Annotated in this window: 13 protein-coding genes and 1 other annotated feature; of the genes, 12 read left to right on the forward strand and 1 reads right to left on the reverse strand. The window is 34.0% G+C overall.

What is annotated here, in order from left to right; translation table 11 throughout:
- Positions 1 to 200: 200 nt before the first annotated feature.
- The 8 genes from J0J69_RS01265 to J0J69_RS01300 all read left to right on the forward strand — a co-directional run bounded on the left by J0J69_RS01265 (position 201) and on the right by J0J69_RS01300 (position 8,406).
- Positions 201 to 512, forward strand: coding sequence for a hypothetical protein (locus J0J69_RS01265; protein WP_212725618.1), 312 nt, complete (start codon positions 201 to 203; stop codon positions 510 to 512).
- A 290-nt stretch (positions 513 to 802) separates the two neighbouring features.
- The gene (locus tag J0J69_RS01270; RefSeq protein ID WP_212725617.1) at positions 803 to 1,237 is read left to right on the forward strand and encodes a hypothetical protein; all 435 of its coding nucleotides are present in this window, start codon (positions 803 to 805) and stop codon (positions 1,235 to 1,237) included.
- A 451-nt stretch (positions 1,238 to 1,688) separates the two neighbouring features.
- The gene (locus tag J0J69_RS01275; protein ID WP_055242216.1) at positions 1,689 to 1,967 is read left to right on the forward strand and encodes a hypothetical protein; all 279 of its coding nucleotides are present in this window, start codon (positions 1,689 to 1,691) and stop codon (positions 1,965 to 1,967) included.
- A 182-nt stretch (positions 1,968 to 2,149) separates the two neighbouring features.
- Positions 2,150 to 2,370, forward strand: a binding site (T-box leader).
- 122 nt (positions 2,371 to 2,492) lie between these two features.
- Positions 2,493 to 3,923, forward strand: coding sequence for a proline--tRNA ligase (gene proS / locus J0J69_RS01280; protein ID WP_212725616.1), 1,431 nt, complete (start codon positions 2,493 to 2,495; stop codon positions 3,921 to 3,923).
- Positions 3,924 to 4,216: 293 nt separating this feature from the next.
- Positions 4,217 to 4,393 (forward strand): hypothetical protein, encoded by a 177-nt coding sequence (locus J0J69_RS01285; protein ID WP_172678164.1) that lies wholly within the window; start codon positions 4,217 to 4,219, stop codon positions 4,391 to 4,393.
- A gap of 426 nt (positions 4,394 to 4,819) precedes the next feature.
- Positions 4,820 to 5,566 (forward strand): DeoR/GlpR family DNA-binding transcription regulator, encoded by a 747-nt coding sequence (locus J0J69_RS01290; protein WP_212723675.1) that lies wholly within the window; start codon positions 4,820 to 4,822, stop codon positions 5,564 to 5,566.
- Positions 5,563 to 6,483, forward strand: a complete 921-nt coding sequence (gene pfkB / locus J0J69_RS01295; RefSeq protein WP_212725615.1) for a 1-phosphofructokinase — start codon at positions 5,563 to 5,565, stop codon at positions 6,481 to 6,483. Before J0J69_RS01290 ends, pfkB begins: the two co-directional genes overlap by 4 nt.
- 15 nt (positions 6,484 to 6,498) lie before the next feature.
- Positions 6,499 to 8,406: a PTS fructose transporter subunit IIABC gene (locus J0J69_RS01300; protein WP_212725614.1), complete on the forward strand. Its 1,908-nt coding sequence runs from the start codon at positions 6,499 to 6,501 to the stop codon at positions 8,404 to 8,406.
- A 92-nt stretch (positions 8,407 to 8,498) separates the two neighbouring features.
- Here J0J69_RS01300 and J0J69_RS01305 read toward each other — a convergent pair whose 3' ends face one another.
- A complete protein-coding gene (locus tag J0J69_RS01305) occupies positions 8,499 to 9,131 on the reverse strand; it encodes a hypothetical protein (protein ID WP_212725613.1) in 633 nt (210 codons plus the stop codon).
- Positions 9,132 to 9,413: 282 nt separating this feature from the next.
- Between J0J69_RS01305 and J0J69_RS01310 the strand changes: the two genes are divergently transcribed.
- The 4 genes from J0J69_RS01310 (at position 9,414) to J0J69_RS01325 (ending at position 12,605) form a co-directional block, all read left to right on the forward strand.
- The gene (locus tag J0J69_RS01310) at positions 9,414 to 10,004 is read left to right on the forward strand and encodes a glycosyltransferase family 32 protein (protein ID WP_212725612.1); all 591 of its coding nucleotides are present in this window, start codon (positions 9,414 to 9,416) and stop codon (positions 10,002 to 10,004) included.
- Positions 10,005 to 10,106: 102 nt separating this feature from the next.
- Positions 10,107 to 10,967 carry a DMT family transporter gene (locus J0J69_RS01315; protein WP_212725611.1) on the forward strand — a complete coding sequence of 287 codons (861 nt, stop codon included), beginning with the start codon at positions 10,107 to 10,109 and terminating at the stop codon, positions 10,965 to 10,967.
- A gap of 102 nt (positions 10,968 to 11,069) precedes the next feature.
- On the forward strand, positions 11,070 to 11,642 hold the full coding sequence (locus J0J69_RS01320; RefSeq protein WP_212725610.1) for a hypothetical protein: 573 nt from the start codon (positions 11,070 to 11,072) through the stop codon (positions 11,640 to 11,642).
- Between the two features lie 168 nt (positions 11,643 to 11,810).
- Complete coding sequence (locus tag J0J69_RS01325; RefSeq protein WP_212725609.1) at positions 11,811 to 12,605, forward strand: CPBP family intramembrane glutamic endopeptidase; 795 nt, start codon at positions 11,811 to 11,813, stop codon at positions 12,603 to 12,605.
- The last annotated feature ends 15 nt before the right edge of the window (positions 12,606 to 12,620 follow it).

Here is a 12,620-nt window from a genome sequence, read left to right on the forward strand (position 1 = left end):
AGAGGTTATAGTTTATAGTATGACCGCATATGTGTTGAATCATGAGATAATATTAGATAATATGTTATAAAATTAGGTAGTAAGGGATAAAAATAAAGAGTAAAGTTTAGTCATTCTTAATCTATAATGAATGAAATAGACTTTGAGTTTAGATGTAGTTCTTGTATAATAGAAGTTATAACAAATAAGTGAGGTTAAATATGAAAAAACGTTATTATACTAATTTTGAATTTTACTATGATGAAAATACGATGGACATTCCGCAGCATATTCTAGAAAGTGAACAATTATCAGATGCGGCTAAAAATATTTATATTTACTTCATCTATTTAATCACTGAAAATGTAGAAGATGTTTTAGATGCACTCAGTCGAATTGATGAGGCGAAAAAGGATTTAGAACCAGGACTTGAGGAACTTTTAGCTTGTGGATTAATTAAAACTGAGATTAAAACGAATGAAGCAGGCGAAGAAGAAGTACACTATATTGTTACCAAAGAGATGAATGAGTAAGCGTTAAGCTTACTTTTTTTATAAGTAAGAAGTAAAATGGAATGAGCAATCGTTATTATTGAAAGGTTATTATCTTTTTTTACATTTATTTTGCCTGTTTTAATGGTCTATTTAAGTCTCATATCAAATAGCGAAACTAAGACAAGTTTTTTTATTCTGCCGTTAGTTTCCGTTTAAGTTGTTTTAGAACTTTAAGTTTAACGTAGCAAATGAAAGTGGTTATTTATTTCGAGATAGTAGCAATTGCTCTCATTTTTCATAAAATAAGATGAAAAGTTAGGAGTGATAGAATGAATTATTCAAATATTCGAATCGTCAATCAACCTTTCAATCCAGCTCTTGGGTGGACAACTATCAATCAAGGACTAAATAGTATTCAAATTCCATCGAGACCTCCATTTTATGGACCTAGCATAGGAAATAATATGCCATCAAGTGGAGGTTCGCAGCCTTCTGGTAGTCAAATGATGCCAACAACGCCAGCTCCAAATTTTACGCCTCAAAAAAATCAAAATCAATTTAGTACCTTTGCAATTGATGCAGGTAGTATTAGTGGCTGCTTATATCGATGGGTATATATTTGGCCATCAAGTTCAAATCAAGGATTTTGGCTTTATTTAACGTATGTAGGTCGCAGAAGTATTGCTGGTTTTAGATCATCAGGATGGGGATTTAGTTATTATGGAATGGATGTTAATCAAATTGATTCGTTCCAGTGCTATTAAGATAGAACCTTTCTAACCATTCGGTTAGGAAGGTTTTTTAATAGTAAAATATTGAAAAATTAAAAGGGTTGGTGCAACAAAGACGTTAATAAGAGCAAAGCATTTAAAAAGAGGTGACATCGTTGCAATGGTCAGTTGACCATAGCGAGATGCTGGTGATGAGGGCATTTATTGAGGTATCTTCAAGGAAAAATATTGGAATAATTTATATTAAATATCATTGAAATGCGGTATACGTTAGCGCAGTCAGGATTGGTGGATAAAATTCGACAAAACTAGGCGTTATAACGCTCTCATCTTATGGGGAATAGAGTTTCAAAAAAATTGTGTACGTTTTCATATAGTTTCATTGAGTTTTTTTTCACAAAGTTATTGTTCAAAAATTCACAACATGCTATAATGAAGACATCAAGGAAAATATCAATAAAAAACATGAGAGGGGTTTTCTAGCATGAGAACTGAGAAAGAATTTATCAACTATATTAATGAATGTCCAACAAACGTTAAAATCCGAGGAAACCGACAAAGTATCATCTTATCTTGTGAAGATACTGAGGTAAAATTCCCAGTGGTTGATCATATTTATACACGTTTTGTGTGCTCATTATCACATGCAGAAATATTATCAATGGGGCGATTAGAAGAAATTACAATAGAAGGATTAGAGGCATTAGCGATGGCAGCTATGAATCGAAAAGCATCAAGCTTTGACTTAGCATTCCAAGCTTAAGTAAAATAAAAAAATAGTAACAATAGAGCGAATTAAGCTCTATTTTTTGATTGATTCGTATTAATAATATATCTATTTTAAGGAAAATTATGGTATATAGTGAAGATGAAAACGTTCTATTTACTAAAAAAATCGAAAAAAAGACTTTACAATTCGAAATTTATTAGCTAAGATGAATACAAATATTCGCGTTGAAGAGGAATAGTAGAGATTAACCTTTTTTGTAGAGAGAGAATGGTTGGTGAAAATTCTCAAAAAGGAATCTTGAACCAGCCTTGGAGCTCTGTACCGAAAGATTGAGTAAGCTACAGCGGTTAATCTCGTTATCGATTTTAAAGATATGATAATAGAGCCATGGACTATGATCATAATTAGGGTGGTACCGCCGTTTTTGGCCCCTTACTTGGGGAGCAAAGCGGCTTTTTTTTTGTATACAGGAAACGCCGAGATGCCCCTTAAACTAGATGAAAGATAAGGATGAACCTTATCTAGGAACTTAATTTAGATTTTAGGGAGTGACGTAAGATGAGTAAGAAATTTGTTCAAGCCATTACTGCCATTGATGAAGATTTTGCGCAGTGGTATACCGATGTTGTAAAGAAAGCAGAATTAGTTGATTATTCGAGTGTAAAAGGGTGTATGATTGTCCGTCCATATGGATATGCCATTTGGGAAAACATTCAAAGCTATTTAGATAAAAAATTTAAAGAAACAGGGCATGAAAATGTTTATATGCCGATGTTAATTCCAGAATCACTATTACAACGTGAAAAAGATCATGTCGAAGGATTTGCACCGGAAGTGGCATGGGTGACACATGGTGGGAATGAGAAGTTAGCAGAACGATTAGTCGTTCGCCCAACGTCAGAAACTTTATTCTGTGATCATTATTCAAAAATTGTTCAAAGTTATAATGATTTACCAAAAAAATATAATCAATGGTGTTCGGTTGTTCGTTGGGAAAAAACAACGCGCCCATTCTTACGTACCACTGAATTCTTATGGCAAGAAGGTCACACCGTTCATGCGACGGCTGAAGAAGCTCAAGAAGAAACCTTGTTAATGTTAGATACTTATGCCAAAATGTGTGAAGAATTCTTAGCCATTCCAGTAATTAAAGGGCAAAAAACAGAAAAAGAAAAATTTTCTGGAGCCCATTCAACGTATACGATTGAAAGCTTAATGCACGATGGAAAAGCATTACAAAGTGGAACATCACATAATTTTGGAACCGGATTTGCGAAAGCTTTTGATATTAAATTTGCAGATAAAGATTCTGAAATGAAATATGCACATCAAACATCATGGGGAGTGACAACACGTTTAATCGGTGCGATTATCATGGTACATGGAGATAGTTCAGGTCTTGTTTTACCACCAAAAGTAGCGCCAACACAAGTCGTTATTATTCCAATTGCCGCACACAAAGAAGGTGTGATTGAAAAAGCGAATGAATTACAAGCACGCTTAGCAACTGTCGCTCGTGTCAAATGTGATACATCTGATAAAACACCAGGATGGAAGTTTAGTGAATATGAAATGAAAGGAATTCCTGTTCGTGTAGAAATCGGACCAAAAGATATTGAAAATCATCAAGCAGTCTTAGTTCGTCGTGATACACGTGAGAAAATCGTCGTATCACTCGATGAATTAGAAATAAAAGTTGCAGAATTATTAGAAGACATCCAACGTCATTTATATGAAAAAGCTTTAGCGAAGCGTGAAGCGATGACATATACAGCGAAGACGATGGATGAATTAAAAGAAAATGCACAGAATCGTCCAGGTTTCACAAAGGCTATGTGGTGTATGAATCAAGCTTGTGAAGATAAAATTAAAGAAGAAGTTGGATTTACATCACGCTGTATGCCATTTGCTCAAGAAGAAATTTCACAAACGTGCGTCTGTTGTGGAGAAAAAGCGAAGACGATGGTTTACTGGGCCAAAGCTTACTAATCGATTCTATTTTTAAAAGTCAAGCTATCGCTATTTAAACATTAAACAAGTGAGAAAATAACAAGAAAATCAAAGTGGGAAAAATTAATCAATATATAAGAAGCAGTAAAGTTTTTACGATGGAAAACTTTACTGCTTCTATCGTTATCCGATGTTTCTAACATTTTAAAACTTTAACTTTGACGCCACACATATAAAAGATTTATTAATTTTATATAGTTTAAAATTTTATGCATATTTTAATGATTTGCTTCTTATAATGTGTTATCAGAACATTAAAGGAGCTAATAATCATGAAAAAATTTGAATACCGATTAGAGGAATTACATATTGATATTAAATCAGCTTTAAATCCAGCATATACTGAGCTTCATGATCAGCTTGAAGAAAAGTTAAATGAACTTGGAAAAGAAGGATGGCGACTTTGTGGTGTCAACGGTTGCTTATATTATTTTGCACGGGAACTTTAGTCCTATATAATAAGGATAACAAACATAGAAATTAAGGGGAAAAATTAATTTAGCTTTATTTAGAAGAAGTATTAAGTGTGTCTCACTTGTTACTATCCTTTAAATAAAGCTTTTTTTTATAATAATTAAACATCTGGTGATTAGAATAAAATAGATTCAATGAGTCAATGAAAGATGAAAATGAAGGTTTTAAAAAGAAAAATGAATGAAAATGAGTGAGTTGATAGTAATTTATGTAGCCATCATCTATTTAGATTGTTATTGTGATTGATTTTGAATGAAAATGAATGAATTTGATTGAAAAGGATTGACTTTTGTAAACGCTTTTCTTATAATAAAATTGTAATTAAGTTAAAACATTCAAAAAAATAAGTTTAGTTAATAATATCAGTAATAATTGGATAAGTTATGAGATGAGGTGAAAAAGTGATTACGGAAGAACGACATCAATTGATTGTATCTGAATTAAAGCAAAAAGGATCAGTAAGAGTCGCAGATCTTGTTGAAAAATTTAATATCTCTGAATCCACGATTCGTCGTGATTTAGTTCAATTAGAGGCATTAAATTACTTAAAACGTGTACATGGTGGTGCAGTACCTGTTCAGAATAAGTTTGTTGAGAAAAGCTTTAATGATAAATCACATCAATTTGTTGCACAGAAGGATCTGATTGCCCAGTATGCTGCTTCATTAGTCGACGAAGGAGATAGTATTTATCTTGATTCTGGAACAACGACTTACGAGATGATTAAATATTTGAAAGGGAAAGAAATTGTTGTGGTAACCAATGGGTTATCACATGTTGAATCGCTAATTGAATACAATATTCCTTGTTTCGTCCTTGGTGGAAAAGTGAAGCAAAAAACAAAAGCGGTTGTTGGCTATGAAGCTATTTCGGCCCTTCATCGTTACCGTTTTGATAAATGTTTTATGGGAAGTAATGGGGTTCATTCGTTACATGGATTTACAACCCCTGACCCAGAAGAAGCAATGATTAAGGAAAATGCGATTAAAGCTTCAAATGACATCTTTATCTTAGTAGATGATAGTAAGTTTGGAGAGGTCAGTTTTACAAGGTTTGCAGAAATAGGTGAGGCAACCATCATTACAAATAGTGACGATGATTTGACACAATATCAAGATAAAACAACAGTGAAGGTAGTGAGAAAATGATTTATACGGTAACACTAAATCCTTCCATTGATTATGTTGTAAACATGAATCAATTAACGGAAGGTGCAGTCAATCGAGTAAACACAGAACATTTTTATGCAGGTGGAAAAGGAATTAATGTTTCGCAAATTTTAAATCAGCATGAGATTGATAATATAGCACTTGGTTTTATTAGTGGGTTTACAGGTGATTTTATACAGAGTAGCCTACACGAAAAAGGGATTAAAACAGACTTTATTCAGTTAAAAGAAGGATATTCACGTATCAATATGAAAGTGAAGACACTATCTGATGAGACAGAAATTAATGGATCAGGACCAAAGATTTCAAATGAGGAAATTGAAAAATTATATCAAAAGCTAGATGGTTTAACTTCTGAAGACACGCTAGTGCTAGCTGGTAGTATTCCTGCTTCATTACCAGATGATTTTTATGAACAAATCATGAAATATGTCGCACCAAAACAAGTGAAGGTTATTGTTGATGCGACGAAAAACTTATTATTAAATGTCTTAAAATATCAACCATTCTTAATTAAACCGAATCATCATGAAATTGCCGAAATGTTTAATGTAACGATTTCTAGTACAGAAGATTTGTTACATTACGGAAATCAGTTAAAAGAGATGGGAGCACAAAATGTTTTAATCTCAATGGGGGGAGATGGTGCGATTTTAATTTCAGAAACTGGAGAGATTTATCGTAGTAATGTTCCAAAAGGAACAGTTAAAAATTCGGTTGGTGCGGGTGATTCAATGGTAGCTGGATTTATTGCAGGTTACCAAAAAGATGCTAGTTACGAAGAGGCATTACGATTAGGGGCTGCGAGTGGAAGTGCAACAGCTTTTTCAAGTGATGTGGCAACTAGAGGGTATATTGATGAATTAGTATCACAAATTAATGTAACTAAATTATAAAATGGAGGTTAAATGATGAGGATTAAAGACTTATTAAGTAAACAGTCAATCAACCTAGATTTGAAAGCAACTAGTAAAATAGCTGCCATTGATGAATTAGTCGATTTAGTTCATGCAAGTGGAAACTTAAGTGATAAGGAAGCGTATAAAAAAGGCATTATTGCTCGTGAAGAGCAAAGTACAACGGGAATTGGCGAGGGAATCGCTATTCCACACGCCAAAACGAAAGCGGTTAAAAAAGCTTGTTTAGGAGCAGCTGTCAGTAAATCAGGGGTGGACTATGAATCATTTGATGGAAGTTTAGCTCATTTATTCTTCATGATTGCCGCTCCAGATGGAGCGAATAATACACACTTAGAAGTATTATCTCGTTTATCAACGATTCTAATGGATGAAGATTTCCGTAAAAATTTAATGAATGCCAACTCAGTCGATGAGTTCTTATCATTAATTGATGCAAAAGAAACAGAGGCTTTCCCTGAAGAAACGGAAGAACCAAAAGATGATTTCTATGAAACTCCAAAACGTGGAGATGCTCAATATCCTCGTGTTTTAGCAGTCACAGCTTGTCCCACAGGGATTGCTCATACGTTCATGGCGGCAGAAGCATTAAATAAAAAAGGTGCTGAGATGGGAATCTCAATTAAAGTTGAAACAAATGGATCAGCAGGAGCTAAAAATGTTTTAACAAAAGAAGAGATTGAACATTGTGATGCGATTATCGTCGCAGCTGATAAAAAGGTTGAAATGGCACGTTTCAATGGTAAAAAAGTCATTCAAACAAAAGTAGCAGACGGAATTCATAAATCAGAGGAGTTAATCACTCGTGCTATTAACGGAGATGCTCCCATTTATCATAGTGCAGAGGGTTCTAGTGACGTTGAAGAGGAATCAAACGAAAGTTTAGGACGCCAATTATATAAACACTTGATGAATGGAGTTTCAAATATGCTCCCATTCGTTGTAGCAGGGGGGATTTTAATTGCCCTCGCCTTCTTATTCGATGATCGTGCGATTGATCCAGCTAATTTTGGATCAAATACCCCATTTGCAGCATTCTTTAAAACAGTCGGAGATGCAGCGTTCGGATTCTTATTACCAGTTTTAGCAGGATTTATTGCTGTAAGTATTGGCGATCGTCCAGCGATGGTTGTTGGATTTGTTGGAGGATTATTAGCTAGTACAGGTGGAGCAGGATTCTTAGGGGCTTTACTTGCTGGGTTTATTGCTGGATATTTAGTATTAGGTTTACGTAAAGTCTTCTCATTCTTACCACAATCACTGGAAGGAATTAAACCAGTCTTATTATATCCATTATTGGGGACACTGTTAATTGGTGTCATTATGACATTTATTATTAATCCACCAGTTGCTTTCGTTAATAATGCGTTAACAGGATTCTTAAATGGTCTAGGAACAAGTTCAGCAGTTATTTTAGGGATTGTAGTAGCGGGTATGATGGCAATCGATATGGGAGGACCATTTAATAAAGCCGCTTATGTCTTTGGGATTGCCTCATTAGAGTCAGGAAATGAAGCGGTTATGGCAGCGGTTATGGCCGGAGGGATGGTACCACCACTTGCGATTGCTTTAGCGACAACATTCTTCGGAAATCGATTTACAAAACAAGAACGTGACTCAGGGAAAGTTAACTATATCATGGGATTATCATTCATTACAGAGGGTGCGATTCCATTTGCAGCTGCAGATCCATTAAAGGTGATTCCTTCATGTGTCATTGGTTCAGCTGTTGCAGGGGCATTAACGATGATTTTTGGTTGTACGTTACCAGCTCCACACGGTGGAATCTTCGTTTTACCAGTAATCGGAAATTGGTTTATGTATTTAGTAGCTATTTTAGTTGGCTCAATTATTGGAGCTGTCATTTTAGGATTCTTAAAACGTTCAAAAAATAAAGCATAGCTAGCGCTAAAAAGCTTGAGATCAATGTGTCTCAAGCTTTTTATTATGTCATAATAAAAGCTATCGTCATAGATAGCTCTTAAGGTTAGTGATTATTGGCAATCTTTTAATTGTCCATTGGCAATTAAGAATTCTTTAAATAATGGCAGTTTAACGATTAATTCATCGCAAAATTGACGCCATTCAGGTAAACGATGATTATGGCGTTGTGACCAGATGTTCATTAATTGCAGATAATTCGTTGAAATACGTCCCGTCATTTTTAAGCCAGCAGGTGTTGAGTATAGAAGTTTTAAATAATCTTCTTTTGATTTTGTTTCGTTATAAACTTGTTGAAGTTCTTTTAAACGCTCAATAATGACTGAGTCCGTATATTCATTAAACGCTGCTTCTAAATCAAATTTACTAATACGATGCATGGTACTCATCCCTGTAATGATATCCGCAAAGTGATAACGCTGAAATTCAATCCAAGCTTTATTTGTAAAAGTAATGTCCATATTAACAACAATTCCTTTAGCAAATGAACAGTGTCCACTATTTAGAGGAGCTTTTAATAATTTTAATGCACGTGTATAGTGACGATTTTCACCAGTAATCTCTTCTTTTAAAAGGTTAGCTTGTTCAATACAATGTTGTTCATCATATTCTTCGATCATCGCATAACCACTTGAAATAAGGGTCTCTTCTAAATCATAGACACGAAAATTTGTTATAACATTCATTATGTTTCTCTCCTCTTTTTTTTGTAAAATAAAATTTTATCTTCTTGAATTCCGTCATTTAAGAACGAATAATCTCGAACTAAATGATAACTTGAAACCTTAAGTTAAGCAAGATGAAATAGTTTACAATTTAGATTATTTTCTTGAGTTTAAAATAAAAGATTTCAAAGGTGAAAAGAAAGGTAAAGGGAGTGATTGAAAAGTGAAAGTGTTGTTAAAAAATGTCGAACTTTTTCTAAGAGAGGTGCATAAACTAATAGAAAAGGAAAGGAGGAGATCAACATGAGTCAAATGATTCCTAAAATTATTCATCAAATTTGGATTGGCGATTCAGAAATTCCTAAACAATGTTTACAGTATATCGATTCATGGAAAAAACATCATTCAGATTGGGAGTATCGATTATGGACTGATGAAAATATGATTAAACTCCAGAATCAAGAGCTTTATGATTCAACGACAAATATTCGACAAAAAGCGGATATTGCACGATATGAATTACTATACCGTTTTGGAGGGGTTTATGTGGATATTGATATGGAATGTTTCAAAAACATTGAGCCATTGTTAGATGGGGTTGAATTTTTTGTCGGTACTGAAGATGATTTTTATTTTTCAAATGAATTGATGGGCTGTGTTCCTTATCATGAGCTCATGTGTGAATTAGTTGAAGGAATACCTGCTTCTATAAAGTCTGATTATAATTTGACGATTGACGAGCAGAGTGGACCGATTTATATTACGAAATATTTGTTATGGATGCCTCAAGTTACAGTTGTTGAACAGGAAGTTTTTTTTCCAGAACAAAGTTGCCAAGCTAATCTTAAAAAAAGTTATGCCGCTCATCGGGCTAAATTATTAGCCTCTCTTTAGGGGGAGTTAGACATCCTTTAAGTGTTAGTAAATTCTCTTGATTCCTCCTCATAAATTTGATATTCTTCTTTAAAGATTAATATTTGAAAGGATATCAATAATATGAGAAAACATTATGGGGTTTTAGCAACTCTTTTATCAGCTTTTATATTCGGATTTACCCCCATCTTAGCAAAGTGGACTTATCTAGGAGGAAGCAACGCCATTAGCCTGACATTTTATCGCTCATTTATGGCGCTTCCTGTCTTGTATGTTATTCTAAACAGTCGAGGAGTTTCATTAAAGATCACAAAAAAAGAAGTCATGCATTTGTTAATGGTGGGTGGCTTAGGACAAACTTTAACAACGTTAACATTGTACGCATCGTATAATCATTTATCAGTTGGAATGGCAACGACGTTACATTTTATCTATCCTATTTTTGTGGTACTGGTAGGTGTTTTATACTATCATGAGTCATGGTCACATGCTAAAATTATCGCTATTGGTTTAGCGATCTTTGGGATGTTGACTTTTATTGATCAAACAGGGGATATTAGTTTCATAGGCGTTTTCTTAGCATTTTTATCAGGCGTGACCTATGCTTTTTATATCTTATATATTGATAAGAGTGGCTTAAAACAGATGGATCCGTTTAAATTGACCTTTTATTTAAGTCTAGTGGTTTCCATCTGTGTCTTTATTTATGGAATTTCGACACAAACCTTGGCATTCTCATTAACACCATGGTCTTGGTTTTTGACACTCATGGTAGCACTGCTTGTAACAGTAGGTGCTGTGGCCTTACTTCAAATCGGAATTCGATTAATTGGAAGTACAAAGACCTCTATTTTATGTTTAGCTGAACCGATTACAAGTGTTGTTTGTGGAGTATTATTATTAAATGAACAACTTTCAATCATGAAACTGATTGGTTGTGCATTTATTTTACTATCGTCCTATGCGATTACAAAAGATAAATAAAAATATCTCACAAGTGTGAGATATTTTTTTATGCATGACAGAGATAGACAAGTTCCTTCTTTTTCACATGGTAAAATAAGAGAATATGAAGGGGGAAGCACGATGAAAAATCCTAAATCATTTACAACATTTTTGGAAGGATTTAATTTGGGGGCGATTTTAGCATTAATTTCACTAGGTGGAGCCTTGTTAAATAGTCAGACCATTCAGATATATAGTTTGATTCTAATTTTAATCGTAACGAATGGTATCGTTGTTGGAGTTGTTCGACAGTATTTATTAATTCAATTGACTTTAACAAAAAACATGACTCGGTCATTTAAACAATCGAAAGATCAAGTTCCAGGCCGATTATTAGAGATGAGAAATTATAAACTTGCAGATACATTAAAGTTATTGGTCGGAATTAGTGCCAGGTTACGAATGAATATGTGTGGTGTCGTAGTTTTAATGTTGCTACTCCTGTTAACCTTATTTTTACCAACCATTTATACCTATCGATTGGCCTCAGACATGATGATGTTTAGCTTGATGTGGAGTTTTATATTAATAATTTATACGTTTAAAATTATTGGAGAGATTAATCACAATTATCATTATCTACAAAATCAAATTACTTATTTATTAGAGATACATCAATTTAATCGAGCAGAGATGAGACAAAAGCAAAGTTAGTGGACTATCTATTGGGTTAGATGGTCTTTTTTTAATGTTAGTGATTAATAAAGTGCATATACTATTAATAAATCATTCACTTTTAGTGGAGGAAATGACTTAGGGATTGAAAAAGTTTTGGATAGAGGAGAGCCAATTCATGTTCGAGGGGATAAGGGGGAAGTAGCATTGAGAAGTGAATTTTCAAAAGTCACTATTTTTCGCGCCATTATAGGATGTGGAATCATCCAAGTTTTAATGGCGATGATGAGTGCAAGTACCGTGAGACAATTATCTTGGAAAGTGGAAGCCATTTGTTATGTTATGATGAGTGCTTATATCATTTGGCAGTCAACTTATCGTTTGAAATCTTTTAAAAAAGATATAGGAGGGTTACAAAATAAAGAGTTACTTTGGTGTGTTTTACTCGTTTTTATGACTCAATATTTTATGTCAGTAGGGGGATATCAAGTTGTTTTAAGTATCCTTTTTTATACGAACGAGAGGTTAGCGATTCAAGTTTATGAAGAACCTTTACTTCGCTTTAGTAGCCAGCAAGATTTATTATTTGCGTGTCTCACTGTCTCAATTTTAGTCCCTATCTTTGAAGAGTTTTTATTTCGTGGAGTGATTCTGTCCCGATTCATGAATTGGTTTTCAATGATAGGAGCGTTAGCCATCATGGCGCTTTGTTTTGGTTTTCTTCATGGGGTTGATTTCCTCGGAGCAACCATATTTGGATTTTTATGTGGAATGCTATATCTCAAATTCGAAAATATTTGGGCTCCTATTTTAGTTCATCTTTTAAACAATGCGTTAACTTGCTTATCCTTTTCGTTAGGGCAAGCGGTTCATCCATCATTAGCCGCCTTGACTCAAAGTTATATTAATCATCAGTTTAAAGAGGGATTAGTCTTGTTAAGTGTAGGAATGATTTTGTTATTTTTTACAATCAAACGCTTGAATTCAATCCGGCCCGACTAGAGACGCTTTTTATTG

The sequence above is a fragment of the Turicibacter bilis genome (genome assembly GCF_024499055.1).
GTDB lineage: Bacteria > Bacillota_I > Bacilli_A > MOL361 > Turicibacteraceae > Turicibacter > Turicibacter bilis.